This is a genomic window from Actinopolymorpha sp. B11F2 (assembly GCF_040195635.1).
In the GTDB taxonomy this organism is placed as follows: domain Bacteria; phylum Actinomycetota; class Actinomycetes; order Propionibacteriales; family Actinopolymorphaceae; genus Thermasporomyces.
Map to the genome: position 1 here is coordinate 19,993 of NZ_JBEFTX010000004.1, position 17,914 is coordinate 37,906.

At 69.4% G+C, this 17,914-nt stretch carries 16 protein-coding genes and 1 pseudogene; 3 read left to right on the plus strand and 14 right to left on the minus strand.

What is annotated here, in order from left to right; genetic code table 11:
• Positions 1-10 precede the first annotated feature (10 nt).
• The 6 genes from dapB to ABN034_RS08970 all read right to left on the minus strand — a co-directional run bounded on the left by dapB (position 11) and on the right by ABN034_RS08970 (position 8,231).
• Positions 11-763 (minus strand): 4-hydroxy-tetrahydrodipicolinate reductase, encoded by a 753-nt coding sequence (dapB, locus tag ABN034_RS08945; protein ID WP_349690530.1) that lies wholly within the window; start codon positions 761-763, stop codon positions 11-13.
• Between the two features lie 83 nt (positions 764-846).
• Entirely contained in the window at positions 847-2,070 is a 1,224-nt protein-coding gene (locus ABN034_RS08950; RefSeq protein ID WP_349690531.1) for a M16 family metallopeptidase, read from the minus strand.
• Positions 2,071-2,209: 139 nt separating this feature from the next.
• Complete coding sequence (locus tag ABN034_RS08955; protein WP_349690532.1) at positions 2,210-4,420, minus strand: polyribonucleotide nucleotidyltransferase; 2,211 nt, start codon at positions 4,418-4,420, stop codon at positions 2,210-2,212.
• Positions 4,421-4,649: 229 nt separating this feature from the next.
• Positions 4,650-4,919, minus strand: coding sequence for a 30S ribosomal protein S15 (gene rpsO, locus ABN034_RS08960; RefSeq protein WP_349326366.1), 270 nt, complete (start codon positions 4,917-4,919; stop codon positions 4,650-4,652).
• 226 nt (positions 4,920-5,145) lie between these two features.
• Complete coding sequence (locus ABN034_RS08965; RefSeq protein ID WP_349690533.1) at positions 5,146-6,141, minus strand: bifunctional riboflavin kinase/FAD synthetase; 996 nt, start codon at positions 6,139-6,141, stop codon at positions 5,146-5,148.
• Positions 6,142-6,332: 191 nt separating this feature from the next.
• Positions 6,333-8,231, minus strand: a complete 1,899-nt coding sequence (locus ABN034_RS08970) for a glycoside hydrolase family 76 protein (RefSeq protein ID WP_349690534.1) — start codon at positions 8,229-8,231, stop codon at positions 6,333-6,335.
• Between the two features lie 37 nt (positions 8,232-8,268).
• Between ABN034_RS08970 and ABN034_RS08975 the strand changes: the two are divergent.
• Positions 8,269-8,511: pseudogene (locus ABN034_RS08975) on the plus strand (transposase); the annotation flags it as partial.
• A 94-nt stretch (positions 8,512-8,605) separates the two neighbouring features.
• Here the strand turns inward: ABN034_RS08975 and truB are convergent.
• From truB to rimP, 7 genes are all read right to left on the minus strand, one after another.
• Positions 8,606-9,484 (minus strand): tRNA pseudouridine(55) synthase TruB, encoded by an 879-nt coding sequence (gene truB, locus ABN034_RS08980; RefSeq protein WP_349690535.1) that lies wholly within the window; start codon positions 9,482-9,484, stop codon positions 8,606-8,608.
• A gap of 18 nt (positions 9,485-9,502) precedes the next feature.
• Entirely contained in the window at positions 9,503-9,940 is a 438-nt protein-coding gene (gene rbfA, locus ABN034_RS08985; protein WP_349326362.1) for a 30S ribosome-binding factor RbfA, read from the minus strand.
• Positions 9,941-9,968: 28 nt separating this feature from the next.
• A complete protein-coding gene (locus ABN034_RS08990) occupies positions 9,969-10,277 on the minus strand; it encodes a DUF503 domain-containing protein (protein ID WP_349690536.1) in 309 nt (102 codons plus the stop codon).
• Positions 10,278-10,632: 355 nt separating this feature from the next.
• Positions 10,633-13,728, minus strand: a complete 3,096-nt coding sequence (infB, locus tag ABN034_RS08995) for a translation initiation factor IF-2 (protein ID WP_349690537.1) — start codon at positions 13,726-13,728, stop codon at positions 10,633-10,635.
• 85 nt (positions 13,729-13,813) lie between these two features.
• Complete coding sequence (locus ABN034_RS09000; protein WP_349690538.1) at positions 13,814-14,206, minus strand: YlxR family protein; 393 nt, start codon at positions 14,204-14,206, stop codon at positions 13,814-13,816.
• Between the two features lie 69 nt (positions 14,207-14,275).
• A complete protein-coding gene (nusA, locus tag ABN034_RS09005) occupies positions 14,276-15,331 on the minus strand; it encodes a transcription termination factor NusA (RefSeq protein WP_349690539.1) in 1,056 nt (351 codons plus the stop codon).
• Positions 15,332-15,334: 3 nt separating this feature from the next.
• A complete protein-coding gene (gene rimP, locus ABN034_RS09010; protein ID WP_349690540.1) occupies positions 15,335-15,841 on the minus strand; it encodes a ribosome maturation factor RimP in 507 nt (168 codons plus the stop codon).
• Between the two features lie 216 nt (positions 15,842-16,057).
• Here rimP and ABN034_RS09015 point away from each other — a divergent pair, with 216 nt between their 5' ends.
• Both ABN034_RS09015 and ABN034_RS09020 read left to right on the plus strand, forming a co-directional pair.
• Positions 16,058-16,717 (plus strand): hypothetical protein, encoded by a 660-nt coding sequence (locus ABN034_RS09015; protein WP_349690541.1) that lies wholly within the window; start codon positions 16,058-16,060, stop codon positions 16,715-16,717.
• The gene (locus ABN034_RS09020) at positions 16,714-17,142 is read left to right on the plus strand and encodes a ferritin-like domain-containing protein (RefSeq protein ID WP_349690542.1); all 429 of its coding nucleotides are present in this window, start codon (positions 16,714-16,716) and stop codon (positions 17,140-17,142) included. Before ABN034_RS09015 ends, ABN034_RS09020 begins: the two co-directional genes overlap by 4 nt.
• Positions 17,143-17,188: 46 nt before the next feature.
• Here ABN034_RS09020 and ABN034_RS09025 read toward each other — a convergent pair whose 3' ends face one another.
• Positions 17,189-17,899, minus strand: coding sequence for an HAD family hydrolase (locus tag ABN034_RS09025; RefSeq protein WP_349690543.1), 711 nt, complete (start codon positions 17,897-17,899; stop codon positions 17,189-17,191).
• Positions 17,900-17,914: the final 15 nt, after the last annotated feature.

Genomic DNA, 17,914 nt, shown 5'->3' on the forward strand with positions numbered 1-17,914 from the left:
GGCGGGCCGGTCAGGTCGTACGCAGGAAGTGCTCGAGGCCGACTGTCAGGCCAGGGTTGACGACCACCTCGCGCACCCCCAGAAGGACGCCTGGCATGAACGACGTCCGCGCCATGGAGTCGTGCCGGATGGTGAGCGTCTCGTCATGGCCGCCGAAGAGGACCTCCTGGTGCGCGACCAGGCCGGCAAGCCGGACGCTGTGCACCCGGACGCCTCCCACCCGGGCACCGCGCGCACCGTCGACCTCCTGCGATGTCGCGTCGGGGACCTCGCCCAGCCCGGCCGCCGCTCGGGCGGCGCTGACGAGCTCGGCGGTCCGCCCGGCAGTGCCTGACGGCGCGTCGGCCTTGCCGGGATGGTGCAGGTCGATGATCTCCACCGAGTCGAAATGAGCCGCCGCCTCCTGGGCGAACCGCATCATGAGGACGGCGCCGATCGAGAAGTTCGGCGCGACCAGAACGCCCACGCCGGGAGGCGCGTCGGCGATCCACCCGCGCAGCGACTCCAGCCGTTCGCCGGTGAAGCCGGTCGTCCCCACGACGGAGTGGATGCCCTGACTGACACAGAAACGGAGGTTGTCCATCACCGCGTCCGGATGGGTGAAGTCGACGACCACCTCCGCGCCCTTGTCCACCAGGAGATCGAGAGAGTCGCCGAGGTCGACCTCGGCGACAAGTTCGAGGTCGTCGGCCGCGGCGACCGCCCGACACACCTCGGCGCCCATCCGCCCCCTGGCTCCCAGTACACCGACCCTGATCGTCACCGGTCATCCCTCACTTCCTGCCCGAGTCGGGTGGTCCGCCCCTTCCGACAGCGTCCCTACCCCAAGCGCTGGCCCGTCGTCGGCTACCGGACGACTGGCGCGAACCGGTCAGGGTCGTCGAACGGGCCGACGACCGCGAGCGTCGGGGCCGCCTCCAGCAGCTCCCCCGCAACCGCGCGGATCTCGTCGAGGGTCACCGCGTCGATCCGGCGGAGGATCTCGTCCATGCTCAACAGCTCACCGTAGACGAGCTCCGCCTTGGCCAGCCGGCCCATCCGCGAACCGGTGTCCTCGAGGCCGAGCACCAGCGAGCCGCGCAACTGGCCCTTGCCACGCTGGAGTTCCTCGTCGGTGATGCCGTAGGTGGCGACCTTGGCCAGCTCGCCCCGACAGATGTCGAGCACGTCGTCGATCTTTTCCGGCAGGCACCCCGCGTAGACGCCGACCATGCCGGCGTCGGCGTAGTTGGACGCGAACGAATAGACGGAGTACGCCAGCCCCCGCTTCTCCCGGACCTCCTGGAACAGCCGGCTCGACATGCCACCGCCCAGGGCGGCGTTGAGCACGCCGAGCACGAACCGCCGGTCGTCGGTCCGCGTCAGCCCGGGAACGCCCAGCACGAGGTTGGCCTGCTCGGTCGTGCGTTCGACGACCCGGACAGCGCCCTTGGCCGGCTCCGGGCCCTCCCCGCCGATCCGCGGCGGCGTCGGGGGCGCCTCTGCGTCGAGAAACCCCGCCTGCCGGAATGCCTTCGTCACCAGGCGTACGACCGTGCGGTGCTCCACGTTGCCAGCGACCGCGACCACCATGGAGTTCGGGCGATAGCGGCGCCGGTAGTAGCCGGCGACCTGACGCCGGGTCAGGGCCTGGATCGACTCGAGAGTGCCGAGGACGGGCCGACCGAGCGGCGAGTCACCCCACATCTGTTGGGCGAACACGTCGTGGACGGAGTCGGTCGGATCGTCGTCGTGCATGGCGATCTCTTCGCAGATGACGCCGCGCTCACTGTCCACGTCGGCAGCCGTGATCAGCGAGGACGACACCATGTCGCACACCACGTCGACGGCCAGCGGCAGGTCGATGTCGAGGACACGCGCGTAGTAGCAGGTGTACTCCTTGGTGGTGAAGGCGTTCATCTCGCCGCCCACCGCGTCGAGCGCGGAGGAGATCTCCAACGCTCCCCTACGCTTCGTTCCCTTGAACAGCAGGTGTTCGAGGTAGTGGCTGGCGCCGGCGAGGGATGGCGTTTCGTCCCTCGACCCGACACCGACCCACACGCCGAACGTCACCGAACGGACCTGCGGCATCGCCTCGGTGACGATCCGCAGGCCGCCAGGGGCGACGGCGGAGTTGTACGCCGGACAACTCCGCCGTCGCCTTCCTTCAGCAGAGTCCGGGTGGATCCGGACGGCTGCGTCAGGGTCGCGGACCGCATCGCGCGCCCGTTCACTTCTGGGCGGCTGACTTCTCGGCTTCCTCGATGACCGGCACGAGCGAGAGCTTGCCGCGGTCGTCGATCTCACCGATCTCCACCTGCACCTTGTCGCCGACCTTGACGACGTCCTCGACGTTCTCGACCCGCTTGCCGCCGGCCAGCGCCCGCAGCTTCGAGATGTGCAGCAGGCCGTCGCGGCCGGGCACCAGCGACACGAACGCACCGAAGTTGGTGGTCTTGACCACCGTGCCGAGGTAGCGCTCGCCCACCTCGGGCATGGTCGGTGTCGCGATGCTCGCGATCACGCTGCGCGCCGCCTCCGCGGACGGACCGTCGACCGCTCCGATGAAGATCGTGCCGTCGTCCTCGATGTTGATGTCGGCACCGGTGTCGTCCTGGATCTGGTTGATGACCTTGCCCTTGGGCCCGATCACCTCGCCGATCTTGTCGACCGGGATCTTCATCGTGATGATCCGCGGTGCGTAGGGCGACATGTCCGCCGGCGTGGAGATGGCCTTCTCCATGACGGAGAGGATGGTGAGCCGGGCCTCCCTCGCCTGTTGGAGTGCGGAACCGAGCACCGACGCGGGAATGCCGTCGAGCTTGGTGTCGAGCTGCAGCGCGGTCACGAACTCCCGGGTGCCGGCGACCTTGAAGTCCATGTCGCCGAACGCGTCCTCCGCGCCCAGGATGTCGGTGAGCGTGACGTACTCGGTCTTGCCGTCCTTCTCCTCGCTGATCAGGCCCATCGCGATGCCCGCGACCGGGGCGCGCAGGGGGACGCCCGCGCTGAGCAACGCCAGCGTCGACGCACACACCGAACCCATCGACGTCGAACCGTTGGAGCTGATCGCCTCCGATACCTGACGGATGGCGTAGGGGAACTCCTCGCGGCTCGGCAGCACCGGCGCGACGGCCCTCTCGGCGAGCGCACCGTGCCCGATCTCGCGCCGCTTCGGCGAACCGACCCGACCGGTCTCACCGGTGGAGTACGGCGGGAAGTTGTAGTTGTGCATGTAGCGCTTCGTCGTGTCCTCGGCGAGGGTGAGGCCGATCCGCCGCTCCAGCGCCAACATGTTGAGCGTGGTGACACCAAGGATCTGCGTCTCGCCACGCTCGAAGATCGCCGAACCGTGCACGCGGGGTACGACACCGATCTCGGCCGTCAGCGGTCGGATGTCGGTGAGCCCACGCCCGTCGATGCGTACCTTGTCGGCGATCACGCGCTCACGGACCAGCGTCTTGGTGAGCGAACGGAAGGCGGCGCTGATCTCCTTCTCGCGGCCCTCGAAGTCGGCCCCGATCCGCTCGACGGCGAGTGCCTTGATCTCTTCGAGGCGCGCCTCGCGGTCGGACTTGTGGGCGATCGTGAGGGCTTCGGCGAGCTCGGTGCGGACGGCTCCGGAGAGCGCCTCGAGCACGTCGTCCTCGTAGTCGCGGAAGACCGGGAACTGACCGGTCGGCTTGGCGGCCACGTCGGCCAGCCTGGACTGGGCGGTGCACAGGGTCTTGATGAAACCCTTCGCGGCTTCGAGACCCTCCGCGACGACATCCTCGGTCGGTGCCGGGGTGCCGTCCTGGACCAGACCCCAGGTCTGATCGGTCGACTCCGCCTCGACCATCATGATCGCGACGTCCCCGTCCTCGAGGACCCGTCCGGCGACCACCATGTCGAAGACGGCGTTCTCGAGTTCGCTCACGCGTGGGAACGCCACCCACTGGCCGTTGATCAACGCGACCCGTACGCCGCCGATCGGGCCGGAGAAGGGCAGGCCGGCGATCTGGGTGGACGCGGACGCGGCGTTGATCGCGAGCACGTCGTAGATCGTGTCGGGATCGAGTGCGAGCACGGTGATGACGACCTGGACCTCGTTGCGGAGGCCCTTGACGAACGTCGGCCGCAGCGGACGGTCGATCAGCCGGCAGGTGAGGATTGCGTCCTCGCTCGGCCGGCCCTCGCGGCGGAACACCGAGCCGGGGATCTTCCCCGCGGCGTACGCACGCTCCTCGACGTCGACGGTCAACGGGAAGAAGTCGAACTGTTCCCTGGGCTGTTTGCTCGCCGATGTCGCCGACAGGACCATCGTGTCGTCATCGAGATAGGCGGCCACCGAACCGGCGGCCTGGCGGGCGAGACGTCCGGTCTCGAACCGGATCTTGCGGGTTCCGAAGCTGCCGTTGTCGAGAACTGCTTCGGCGGTGTGAATACCGGGACCCTCCACTGGGGCTCCCTCCTTGTGAGGCCAGGGAGCGGTGCTCGGAACGAGGTCGCGGGCGCGGAGTGCCGGTCTTCGATCGAGGCTCCCGGGTCATCCATCCCTGGTGTGGGAGTGCCCGGGGGCCACTACCGAGGACCGGCGACCTTTGCCGCCGGATCTCGTGGACCGCTCCGATTGCTGTGTTGTGCGTAGGGAGCGGCCGGGCCTGGCCGGGCCGCTCCCGCCTGTCACGTTACCGTCGCAGGCCGAGCCGCTCGATCAGGGAGCGGTAACGCGAGATGTCTTCCTTCATGACGTAGTTGAGCAACCGGCGCCGCTGCCCCACGAGGAGCAACAGGCCCCGCCGGCTGTGGTGGTCGTGCTTGTGGGTCTTGAAGTGCTCGGTCAGGTGGTTGATCCGATGAGTGAGAATCGCGACCTGGACCTCGGGCGAGCCGGTGTCGCCCTCTTTGGTTGCGTACTCGGTGATGATCTGCTTCTTCGTCGCAGCGTCGAGCGACACGATGCTCCTTCCGGGATTCCGTTGCGCGGCGCGCCAGGGCGGGTTCACCTGGGCACTCTTGATCCGCGGCCGGTCTACGGCACCGGTCAGGTTACCAGCCGTAACCTGACCGACTGGAATCGGTGCGGCTCCACGCGTTCCGAGGAATGATCACGCCGGCGTGATCATTCTTGTGCGATGCGCGGAAATTGGCCGTGCATCGTTGGTATTTGCCACGCATGCGTGATCATTCCGGGGGCTCGGCGGCGAGGATCTCGCGCACCATTTCGACGTCGCGGGTCATCTGCTCCACCAGGGCGTCGACGGAGCCGAAGCGGGCCTGACCTCGTACGCGGTCGACGAAGGACACCGCGACCGTGCGGCCGTAGAGCTCCAGATCGTCACGATCCAGTACGTAGGACTCAACCCGGCGCGGCTCCTCGCCGAACTGCGGATTCGTGCCCACCGAGATCGCGGCCGGCAGAGGCTCGTGCCATCCCGCGTCGTCATCGGTCCGTACCCGCAGCCAGCCGGCGTAGACCCCGTCGGACGGCAGTGCCATCCCCGCGGCGGCCGGGACGTTCGCCGTCGGGAAGCCGAGCTCACGCCCCCGGTGGGCGCCCTCGACGACCGTGCCGTCGACCCGGAACGCATGGCCGAGCAGGGCCAGCGCCTGGGCGACGTCGCCGCGCTCGAGGCAGCGTCGAACGCTGGTGGACGAGACCGCCCTGGTGTCGATCGGCGGGCCACCGTCGCCTTCCTCGGAAGCGCCGGGATCCTGCCGGATGAGGCCTTCGACCTCGAAGCCCAACTCTGCGCCGAGCCGGCGCAGGAGCGCGACATCTCCGGCGGCCTTGAACCCGAACCGGAAGTCGTCGCCGACGACGATCGCCACCGGGCGCAGCGCGCCGACGATCTCGCGGACGAACTCCTCGGCGGGCTGGTGGGACCGCTGCTGGTCGAACGGGACGACGAGCACGGCGTCGGCGGAGTACTCCTCGAACAGTTCGATCCGGCGTTCGATCGTCGCCAGCAACGGGGGTACGGCATCGGGACGGACCACCGCCATCGGGTGCGGGTCGAAGGTCACCACGACGGCCAGCGCACCCAGATCCCGGGCCCGCTCGACGGTGCGCCCGATCACGCGCTGGTGACCCCGGTGTACGCCGTCGAAGACACCGATGGTGACCACCGTCGGTCCGGTGTCCTGCGGCACGTCGGTGAGGTCTCGCCAGCGCTGCATGCACGTCTCCATCGTTGTCGCCCGGATCATCGTCGGGTGCCGGACACCAGGAGCGTCTGCCCCCCGGGGTCAAGGGTGCCAGATGGCATGTGCGACCACTCGGGCGAACCGGACCACTGCCCACAGGCTGTCGCGAGGTCACGCCCTGCCTGGATACCTCCGGGCAGCCTTGTCCGAGGTCGCGGAGGTACTTAGTCGGCGGTGGCGGTGACGTGGTAGACGCGGCCGCCCCAGCCGTCATCGGGATACGAGTCCGACACCCGCAGGTAGGTCGCCTTGTCTGGACCGAGGTACGGCGTCAGGTCGATCACCTGGTCGGCCTTGTTGCTGCCGTCGGTGATACGCCGTTCCTCCCTCAGCACGGTGGTCCAATGCTCGCCGTCCGGGCTGACGTCGACGACGTACTCGTTGTCGATGGTGACAACGGCCCGAGCCGTGGTGGTGTCGTTCGGGAAGGGGAACTTGTAGACAAAGTAGCGGTTGCCGTCGGCGAAGCGGTTCTGGACGCCGTTGCTCTGGGAGCCGTCGGCATCCCACAGCCACGGCCGTTCGTCGACCGTGCCGGTGTCGAAGTCGACTTGGTGCGCGACCAGCACGTCCGACCGAGTGCTGAAGGACAGCCCGGGCGCGGCGGTGACCGTCGCCGACACGTCGTGGTGACCGCCCTCGGCGGTCGCCGGGACCGTCACCTCCACCGGGAACGTGCCGCTCACCGGGTGCGCGCTGCCCCGCGGGTTCAGGGTGATTTCCCCCCTACTGGGCGAGACGGTCCAGCCGTCCGGCGCCTCGACCGTCACCCGGGCGGTCACCGGTTCCGACGCCGGTCCGGTGACCGACACCCCGATGGTGGCCTGGACCTTGGTGGTGCCCGTGCTGGCGGGCATCACGACCGGCTGCGCGGGCGACGTGGTCGCGGCCAGGGAGTGCTTCGGTGCCGGCACCGGAATGTCGGCGATCAAGGCGCTCAGTGCGCTGGCCTGGGTGCGCCAGTCGAACGCGTTGGGGTGCTCGACGCTCGTACCACCCGCCCAGCGCGCCCCGAGTCGGTCGGCGGCGTCGCGGTCGCGCTCCCAGATGGTCTCCGCCTGCGTGGCCACGAACGCTCGGTAACGTGCCTCACCTGTGGTGTCGGCGAGATCCATCAGGTAGCGCAGGAAGATTCCCTTGAACTGCTTGGAGTTGTCGCTGCAGCTCCGATCGGGCGCGTCACAGACCTCGGTCAGTACGCCGTCGACGGTCAGCCCGCCATCGATCGCGGCGTCGGCGAGCCGGCGCGCCGTGCTCAGCAGCTCCGGGTCACCGGTCGCCCGCCACAGCTCGAGCGCGGCACCGATCGCCAACCCTTGGTTGTACGTGTAGACGTTCTGCCCGTTGTTCTGGCAGTCGTTGTTCAAGCCGTCGTTGACGAGGTTCGAGGAGTTGATCATGCCGCTACCGACGAACCAGTCCCACGCGGACTGAGACCGGGCCAGCCAGAGCTTGTCCCCGGGGATGCGGTTGTGCAGTTCGGCGGTCAGGCGGATGAACTGGCCGTTGGTCACGGCGTTCTTGTACGTCCTCTCCCCGTCCCACCAGACACCGCCGCCACAGGTCGAATCCCAGTACTCGTAGGTGAACTCGGCGATCGTGACCGCCATCCGAAGGTACTTGCGGTCACCGGTGAGGTCATAGGCCTGGATCCAGTTCAGAGCCCACCATTCGCCGTCGTCGATGGCGCGACTGGTGAAGTTGCCCCACAGCTCGTCGCTGGACAACTCGCCGGCCGGGAACGTGCCCTTGTTCTGCTCGAACGTCCTGTCCAGCTGCGGCAGGTAGCGCCGGTCACCGGTGCGCTGCATGTAGTCGCCGATGGTCTGGAGGGAAACGGCGGAGTTCCACCAGCTGGAGGGAAACCACGCCTTCACCGGGTCGTACGACGACATCAGGACGTCGGCCGCGACGCGTGCTCGCGCCACCGCGGTCGACCCGTCGGCAACTGTCGCGTCGGCCGGCCTGGTGTCGGCGGCAGCGGCGGGCGCCAGGCCGATGAGCAGGGCGATGAGTCCGATGAGGACGGTTCGGACCCGGCGACATGGTGGCACTGTGGGCACGACTCGACCTGCCTTCTCGAGGTACGCAGTGATCACGGTGAAACGTACGGGACAGGGCGACGCCTGTAACACACATGCAGGAGTCGGACAGAAGCAGGCCAGAACGGGACAGCTGAGCCGGCGCGGACGGGAGGAAGCGGTCTTGGGGCGGTCGGGGATGAACGCCGAGACGCCGCGGAACTGGATCCGTCAGCAGGTCGATGAGGGGCAGCATGACGGGATCAGCACCGAAGCTGCGTCAGAGATCCGTGAGCTGAAGAGGCGCAACCGTGAGCTCGAGGGGAGCATGATGCAGAAGCGCGACCCGCACTCACGTCGCTGACCACTGCCGAGGTCAAGGCGATCGAGGGTGATGAACGGATGCGGCGGCGTGCTCAACCAGCGAACACGGCGACCGGCTTGGCGCCTTCGTCGGTGTCTTCGTACAACGCGAGGAAGGTACCGTCCGCCGCGAAGATCGCCACCGGCCCGCCACCGACCTCGACACCCGGCAGCTTCTGCCCGAATGTCACCAGCCGGGCGGTGGCGTCGTCGACGTCGAAGCGGGGAAATGTCTGGGCCGCCACCTCGCCGATCGGGACGATCGCGAAGGCGCGTTCCAACTCGTCGAGAGTCCGAGCCATGTCCAGGCCGTACACACCGACGCGGGTACGCCTGAGGGCGGTCAGATGCCCTCCCACACCCAGTGCAGCCCCGAGGTCACGGGCCAGCGCCCGGATGTAGGTGCCGCTGGAGCACTCCACCGTCACGTCGAGATCGACCACGTCGCCGACGTGGCGTACGTCGTGGACGTCGAAGCGTCGGACGACGACGCTGCGCGCGGGGAGATCGACCGATTCGCCCATCTGTACCTTTCGGTACGCCCGCTCCCCCGCGACCTTCACCGCTGACACCGACGATGGCACCTGGAGGATCTCGCCGGTCAGGTCGGCGATCGCCTGCTCGATCCGTTCTCGGGTGAGGTCCCCGGCCGGCGCGCCGCCCACGACCGTCCCCTCGGCGTCGTCGGTGTGGGTCGTCTGGCCCAGCCGCATGGTCGCGTCGTACGTCTTCTCCGTGAGCGCGAGGTGGCCAAGCAGGCGGGTGGCGCGCTCGATACCGAGGACCAGCACACCGGTCGCCATCGGGTCGAGCGTGCCCGCGTGGCCCACCCGTCGGGTGTGGGCAAGCCGGCGAAGCTTCCCCACCACGTCGTGGGAGGTCCAGCCTGCTGGCTTGTCCACCACGACGATCCCATCGACCGCCGCTGTCACTGCTCTGTCACTCCCCTGTCACTCCTCGTCCTCCTCGGGCGGTGAGCGGTACGGGTCGGCATCCCCGGCGTACATCGCCCCGGCCGCCCGGCGCGCCACCTCGGCGTCGGACTCCCTGGCCTGTTGGAGCAGGTCCTCGATGTGCGAGGCCGTCTCCGGCACTGCATCAGGAACGAATGTCAGGCTCGGCGTGTGCCGGAGCCCGAGCTGGCGTCCCACCTCCGAGCGGATCAGCCCCGTCGCGCTGGCGAGGGCCGCAGCCGTCCCGGCCCGGTCCTGGTCGCCGCCGAACACCGTGTAGAACACGGTCGCGTCGCGAAGGTCGCCGGTGAGACGGGCTTCGGTCACCGTCACGAAGCCGAGCCGCGGATCCTTGACCCGGCGCTCGAGCATCGCCGCGACAATGACATGGATCCTGTCGGCGAGCTGGTTCACCCGCGTCTGGTTCATGACCATCCTCTCCTCGGCGGTCTGTCAGTGGATGTCACGAAACTTCCTGATCGTCGTCAGCGGCGAACAGCTGCCGGTGGGCCACCAGCAGCTCAACCTCTGGACGTGCGGCCAACGCACGCTCGATCGAGTCCAGGACGTCCCGACACCGGCTGCCGTCGCCGCTCACCACGGCGACGCCTATCTCCGCCCGACGATAGAGGTCGTGATGTGCGGTCTCGGCGACCGAGACCTGAAACCGTCGCTGGACCTCGGCGATGATCGGCCGTACGACCGACCGCTTCTGCTTCAGCGACCGCACGTCCCCCAGCCGCAGATCCACCCGCAGAGTCCCAGTGAACACCTCAGACCTCACCCATCCGAAGAACCCCCACCACCGCAGAGCCCCGCCTTACGACGAACCCCGCGCCCATAGCCCCTCAGGGCCCGCCACCTGCCGGCAGCCGAGCACGGCAGGGTCCGGCCAGCCGGAAGGTGTTCCAGTGGTGCGTCCGTGTCGAGACGTCAAGCGCGGACGGTGCTCATGCGTTCGTACGGGACGAAAATCCGCGAGCTTGCGAGCTCCCCGTTCCGTACGAACCCGGCAACCGTCCGTGTCAGTCCGTCACGGACGAACCATCGGAGTGCCGACCCCGAGCCAGGCGGCCGGACGCTTCCGGGCCCGGCCCACCACCAGCCGTCAGTTGCGAGGTCTCACCTCACCCTCGAGGCTTCTCCCGCATCTCGAACGTCTCCACCACATCGCCGACCTTCACGTCGTTGAAGTTGTGCAGGGTGAGACCGCACTCGAAGCCCTCACGGACCTCGGTGGCGTCGTCTTTGAACCTGCGCAGCGACGCGATGTCGGTGCTCTCGAGGACGACCGTCCCGTCGCGGACCAGCCGGGCCTTGGAGTTGCGCCGGATCGTTCCCTCCTGGACGAGACAGCCGGCGATCGTGCCGAACTTGCTCGACCGGAAGACCTCGCGCACCTCGGCCGTGCCGAGCTTGACCTCTTCGTAGATCGGCTTGAGCATGCCCTTGAGGGCCGCCTCCACCTCGTCGATGGCCTGGTAGATCACGGAGTAGAACCTGATCTCCACGCCTTCGCGTTCGGCGAGGCGCTCGACCGACCGACCCTGCGCCCGGACGTTGAACCCGATGATGATCGCGTTGTCGATCGTCGCCAGGTTGATGTCGTTCTCCGTCACCGCACCAACGCCGCGGTGCAGGATCCGAAGGTCGATCTCTTCGCCCACGTCGATCTTGGCGAGGGCATCCTCCAACGCCTCGACCGAACCGGACACGTCGCCCTTGATGATGAGGTTGAGTGCCTGACGCTCCTCGAGCAGCTTGCCGATGTCATCGAGGCTGACCCGCTTGGTGCGCTGGGCGAACGACGCGTTGCGCACGGCCGCCTCCCGCTTCTCCGCGATCTGGCGAGCTACCCGGTCGTCGGAGACGACCAGGAAGTTGTCGCCGGCGCGCGGAACAGCGGACAGACCGAGCACCATCACCGGTCGCGACGGCCTGGCCTTGTCGACCGACTCGCCGTGCTCGTCGAGCATCGCCCGCACCCGGCCGTACGCCGGGCCGCACACGATCGAGTCGCCGACCGAGAGCGTGCCCCGCTGGACCAGGACGGTGACGACCGGACCGCGGCCCTTGTCGAGGTGCGCCTCGATCGCGATGCCCTGCGCGTCCTGCACGGGGTTGGCGCGCAGGTCGAGCGCCGCGTCGGCGGTGAGGACGATCGCCTCGAGCAGCCCGTCGATGTTGGTCCGGGCCCGCGCGGAGATGTCGACGAACATCGTGTCGCCGCCGTACTCCTCTGGCACCAGGCCGTATTCGGTGAGCTGGCCACGTACCTTCGCCGGGTCGGCGTCCGGTACGTCGATCTTGTTGACCGCCACGACGACCGGGACTCCGGCCGCCTTGGCGTGGTTCAACGCCTCGATGGTCTGTGGCATCACTCCGTCGTCGGCCGCTACCACCAGAACGGCGATGTCGGTCGACTGGGCGCCACGGGCACGCATCGCCGTGAACGCCTCGTGACCAGGCGTGTCGATAAAGGTGATCTTGCGTTCGATGTCGTCGACCTCGGTCGAGACCTGGTAGGCGCCGATGTGCTGGGTGATGCCGCCCGCCTCGCCTGCCACGACGTCCTCGTTGCGGATCGCGTCGAGCAGCTTGGTCTTTCCGTGGTCGACGTGACCCATCACCGAGACCACCGGCGGTCGCGCCTGCATGTCGACGTCTTCGCCCTCGTCCTCACCGAACTCGATGGAGAACGACTCGAGCAGCTCGCGGTCCTCGTCCTCAGGCGAGACGACCTGCACGTCGTACTGGAGCTCAGCGCCCAGCAGCTGCAGGGTCTCGTCGCTCACCGACTGCGTGGCGGTGACCATCTCGCCGAGATGGAACATCACCTGGACGAGCGACGCGGCGTCCGCACCGATCTTCTCGGCGAAGTCGGTGAGACTCGCACCTCGGGGCAGCCGGACGGCCTGCCCGTCGCCGCGTGGAACCCGCACACCACCGATCGCCGGGGCCTGCATGTTGTCGAATTCCTGGCGCTTCTGGCGCTTGGACTTGCGGCCCCTGCGGACCGGACCTCCGGGACGCCCGAAGGCTCCCGCCGTGCCGCCACGTCCACGGGCACCCGGACGGCCACCGCCGAAACCACCGCGGGGTGGTGCGCCCGCCGGCGCTCCTGGCCGACCGCCACCGCCGCCGGGGCCACCACGACCGCCGCCGGGGCCACCACGACCGCCGCCGGGGCCACCACCAGGGCCGCCACGACCGCCGCCTGGCGCGCCGGTCCGGCCACCCGGACCACCGGTCCGCGCACCCGGGCCACCACGACCGCCAGGTCCTCCGGGACCACCGCCCGGGCCACCGCGGCCGCCGGAGCGACCCGCCGGAGCCGGCCGGGACGGCATCATGCCCGGGTTGGGGCGAGGACCGCCTGGCCGGTCAGCGCCACGCTCGGGACGCTCCGGCGTCGCCGCGGGACTGGATCCCGCGCCTGTGCCGGCGCCACCGTCCTCGCGGCGCGGACCACCCGGACCCGGGCGCTCCGCGCCAGGACCGCGCATACCGGTCGTCGAGGTGAAGGGGTTGTTGCCTGGACGCGGACCCGTGCCGTGGCGTGGTCCGGACGGCCTGGGCCGTGCCTGGTCGCTGCCCTGGCCCGGCCCACGGGTACGGCCGCCGGCCGGTCCGCCGCCCTGACCGGGGCGCGGTGGGCGGGAGGGAGCCGGGCCTGGACGGGGTGTCGGGGCGGGTCGGGGGGCCGGGCGTCCTGGTTCACGGAAGCCGGGTTCGGCCGGCCGCGGGGGCGCTGGCCTGGTCTCGCTCGGCTGCTCCGCCGCGGGTTGCGGCACCGCAGGACGTGGCGCCGGTGTCTGCGGTACCTCCGGCGTCACCGGCTCAACAGGCGGGGCGACAGCCGGCCTGGAGGGCGGTGCCGGCCGCGGCGGTGCCGGCTTCGCACCCGAGACCGGGGACTCCTGGCGAGCGGCGACCTCAGCCGCCGGGGACTCGGCAGCCGGGGACTCAGCCGCCGGGGACTGGGCGGCGGGCTTCGCCGTCGTTGACTTCTTCGTGGATTTCTTCGCTGACGCCTTGCCGTCGGCCCTCGCTCCACCGGCGCCCTCGGTCGCGAACGACTCCTTGAGTCTGCGTACGACCGGCGCCTCGACCGTCGACGATGCCGATCGGACGAATTCACCGAGCTCCTGGAGCTTAGCCATGACGGCCTTGCTTTCGATTCCGAACTCCTTGGCGAGTTCGTAGACCCGGACCTTTGCCACTGCTCTCCTTTGCCGGCCCGGGCCCTCTTCTCGGGTCCAGGCGCTAGTTCCTGCGCGTGCTCATCGCTCGGTTCTCATCGAGTGCTCATGAGCCGCTCGACCCACTTTCTTTTCTTCGGGCGGGGCCCCGGTTGAGACCCTGCCTCTGTTCGCGTGTGTTGCTGTTCTCGGCGGTGTTGCCGTCCTCCGCACCCTCGACGTGACGGCGGAGCTTCTCGATGTCGATCGGCCCCTGGATGCGCAGTGCACGCGGAAACGCATGTCTCCGCGCAGCCAGCCCGACGCACTCCGGTGTGGGATGTACATGTGCTCCACGACCCGGTGCGTGCCCGGAAACGTCTGGAACGAGCCAGGCCGTTTCGGTGTCACGCTCGAGAACGACTCGGAGGAGTTCGGACTTCGCCGTACGAAGCCGACACCCGACACACGTTCGCACCACGTGCGGACGCGTTTTCGGTTCCCGACCCGTACGACCCACCTTGGGAGAGTGTACCCAGACGCTCCGCGCGGACAGTCCCGACCACCGCGCTCGACCGCCGCTTAGCTCCTACTCCCCGGTGTCCGGGGCGCCGGATCCGCCAGGATTGGTGACCGCTTGTCCGGCATCGGGCGCCGCCACCTCGGTGTCGGGCCGGATGTCGATCCGCCAGCCGGTCAGCCTGGCTGCCAGGCGGGCGTTCTGGCCCTCGCGGCCGATCGCCAGCGACAGCTGGTAGTCGGGCACGATCACCCGCGCCGCCTTCGCTGCCGCGTCGACGACCTTCACCTCGGTGACCCGGGCCGGAGACAACGCCTGCTTGACGTAGTCGGCGGGGTCCTCGGACCAGTCGACGATGTCGATCTTCTCGCCGTGCAGTTCGTTCATCACGTTGCGGACCCGCGCACCGACCGGGCCGATGCAGGCGCCCTTCGCGTTGACCGACGGGTTGTGAGAACGCACGGCCACCTTGGTTCTATGCCCGGCCTCGCGCGCGATCCCGGCGATCTCCACGGTCCCGTCGGCGATTTCGGGTACTTCGAGGGCGAAAAGCTTCTTGACCAGGTTGGGGTGGGTACGCGAGAGCGTGATCTGCGGGCCACGGAACCCCTTGCGGACGGCGACGACGTAGCACCGGAGCCGCTGGCCGTGGTCGTAGCGCTCGCCGGGGACCTGCTCCTGTGGTGGCAGGACACCTTCGACCTTGCCAAGGCTGACGTGCACCAGGCGGGCGTCCTTGCCCTGCTGGATCACCCCGGAGACGATGTCGCCCTCGCGACCGGCGAACTCGCCGAACATGTGGTCTTCCTCAGCATCGCGAAGACGCTGGAGGATGACCTGCTTGGCCGTGGTGGCGGCGATCCGTCCGAAGCCGGTGGGCGTGTCATCCCATTCGCGCGGGGACTCGCCGGCGTCCCCCTCGCTGTCCGCGTCAGGGCTGGCCTCTTTCGCCCAGACCGTGACATGACCGGTACGCCGGTCGAGTTCGACCCGGGCGTGCGGCTGAGCGCCTTCGGTGCGGTGATAGGCGATGAGCAACGCCTGCTCGATCGCTTCGACCACCGCATCGAGCGGAATGTCCTTCTCACGTTCAAGGGCGCGTAGGACCGCCATGTCGATGTCCATCGCTCACCCCTCCCCGTCCGCATCGGTCCCGTCGTCGCTGCCACCGGCGGTGGAACGGGAGAACTCGACCTCTACCCGCGCCTTGGCGACGTCGGCGTATTCGACGCGGTGCGTCCGGCCGTCGGTGGCGAGGTGTGCTCCGGTGTCGTCGGCGGCCTCGACCCGGCCGGTGAGCTGGCTTCCGTCGAAGTGGACGACCTTGACCAGCCGCCCGGTGTTGCGCCGCCAGTGTCGCGGCGCCGTCAGCGGGCGGTCGACACCCCGCGAGGTCACCTCGAGGGTGTAGGAACGCTCGCCCATGACGTCGTGTGCGTCGAGGACCTTTCCCACCGTTCTGGACAGGTCGGCCAGCTGGTCGAGCCCGACCCCTCCATCGGCGTCGACCACGAGCCGTACGACAGTGCGGCGCCCGGCCGGGATCAACTCGACAGCCTCGAGGTCGACGGCGGCGTCAGCGAGGACAGGCGTGAGGAGGTTGGCCACCCGGTCGCGAGCTGCAGAGCCGTGCACCGACGGTCGCCTCCCCTCTCCAGTTATCAGCCCCCATTGCGCTGTGCCGTGGGACCATGACGGCCAACTCCGGCGAAGTCAGCGTACCCGTCGGTCGAAATGCCGATCAAACCACGTCCAGCTCGGGTTGACAGGAGCCGAGCGGCCACGTGACAAGGCCCTGTCGACGGGGACAAACCGGGGTAGGGGCCAGTGGCCTCCGGTAACGTCACGCGGGTGACAGCGCACATCGAGGGGCCCTCTGGCGGGGGTGTCGAGGGGTACGTCGACCGTCCCCAGGTCCGTTCCCACACGCCCGTCCCCGCCGGGGGCGACACGACCCGCCGGCGGGTCCTCCGGATGGCGGTGACGACTGGTGTCGTGGGAGTACCCGTCAGTCTCGCAACAGGACTGCTGGCCGGTTGTACCGAAGAAGGCCCACGCGCCGGCGGGCCGCTCGCCGGCACACGGACGCCGCGGCCGAGCCCGACCCGCGATCCCGACCTCCCGATCCTGCGGGCGGCGGTGGACGCCGAGGAACGCCTTCTCGAGACGTACGCCGCCGTCGTCGCGCGCCACGACGGCCTGGCGGAACGGCTCGCGCCCTTCGTCCGGCGGCATGAGCAGCATCTGGCCGCCCTGCGGACCGCGGCCAGTCCCACCGCCGCACCCGCGGCGCCCGCCGGGTCCACCCGCCCAGGTGGCGACGCCGGCAAGGCCGCACCGGCCACGCCGGGCGCCGCACTTGCCGCGCTGATCGACGCCGAGCAGGGCGCCGCAGCTGACCGAAACACCGACCTCCGGGCCTCCCGGGGTGGGGAGCACGCCCGGCTCCTGGCGTCGATCGCCGCCTGCGAGGCCACCCACGCCGGTCAACTCGCCGGAGCGGACGCATGAAGCCGGACGAACAGGAGATCGCGGCTCTTCAGCAGGCGCTGGCCGGAGTCCACGCCGCCGTGTGGGGCTACGGCGTCCTCGGTCCACGGCTCGGCGCCGAGGACGCGCGGGGTCGCGCTGCCTACGCCGAGTACCGGGCCCTGCGTGATCAGGTGGCCGCCCTCATCCGGGACCGGTCCTCGGTTCCGGTGGCGGCGCAGGCGGCGTACGCGCTGCCGTTCGAGGTCTCCGGGGTGACGACGGCGAAACGGCTCGCCGTGCATCTGGAGGAAGGGTGCGCCGCGGTGTTCGCCGACCTCGTGGCCGACGCCGACCTCCCGGCAGTCAAGGCGTTCGCCGCGCGCATCCTGCACGAGTGCGCCGAACGCCGGCTGGCCTGGGGAGGCACGCCGGTGGCGTTCCCCGGCCTTCCGGAGAAGCGGTAGGACGGCTGAGCCAGACCTTCATGACGAACCTGTCCCGCCCGGACCGTCATCCCCGCCAGCGGTCGACGAGCGGCAGCAGGTCGGACAACCGCTGCACGACCGCGTGCGGCTCGCCGTCGACATGGCCACGCTGGACGTCCGGGATGACGCTGTGCGGCACGTGGACGGCACGCATCCCCACCTCGCGGGCGCCGTGGATGTCGTCGAAGAGCCGGTCGCCCACGAACACGCACCTCTCAGGTGAGCTGACCCCCACGGCCCGCATCGCCGCGAGGAATGCCTCCCGGTGCGGCTTGGTCCAGGCGATCTCACTGGTGTAGACCGCCCCGTCGATCAGGTCCAGCACGGCGTCGCGGCGGAACACCAGCTCGTGATAGTCCCGTGGCCACACGGTGTTGGAGAGCACGCCGACCGCCACGCCACGCTCGCGGAGCGCGGTGAACAGGGGCACGACGTCGGGATCGGTGTAGGTGTGGGGATCCCAGTACGCCTGGTAGGCCGCGACCCCTCGCTCGTGCGCCGGTCCGGACGGCACCAGCCCCGCCGCGCCGACGATGGCGTCGAAGCTGGTCGCCTTGTGCTCCTCACGGGCAAGCCGCCAGGCCTCCGCCTCCGCGTCGGTGAGCGCGGCGACGATGGCCTCGTCGTGGTGCGGGTCATAGGCATGGGCGTACGCCCGCCACTGGTCGCCCCACTCGATCGGGTGCCATGGGGTCAGGGTGCCGCCCCAGTCGAAGATCACCGCATCCACCGTCATATCGACCATCTTGCC

Coding starts and splice junctions, on each gene's coding strand:
- rbfA (WP_349326362.1), bottom strand. CDS start 9,940: ATGGTCATGAACCAGACGCGGGTGAACCAGCTCGCCGACAGGATCCAT.
- nusA (WP_349690539.1), bottom strand. CDS start 15,331: ATGGACATCGACATGGCGGTCCTACGCGCCCTTGAACGTGAGAAGGAC.
- ABN034_RS09025 (WP_349690543.1), bottom strand. CDS start 17,899: ATGACGGTGGATGCGGTGATCTTCGACTGGGGCGGCACCCTGACCCCA.
- ABN034_RS08965 (WP_349690533.1), bottom strand. CDS start 6,141: ATGCAGCGCTGGCGAGACCTCACCGACGTGCCGCAGGACACCGGACCG.
- ABN034_RS09020 (WP_349690542.1), top strand. CDS start 16,714: ATGAAGCCGGACGAACAGGAGATCGCGGCTCTTCAGCAGGCGCTGGCC.
- ABN034_RS08950 (WP_349690531.1), bottom strand. CDS start 2,070: ATGCCGCAGGTCCGTTCGGTGACGTTCGGCGTGTGGGTCGGTGTCGGG.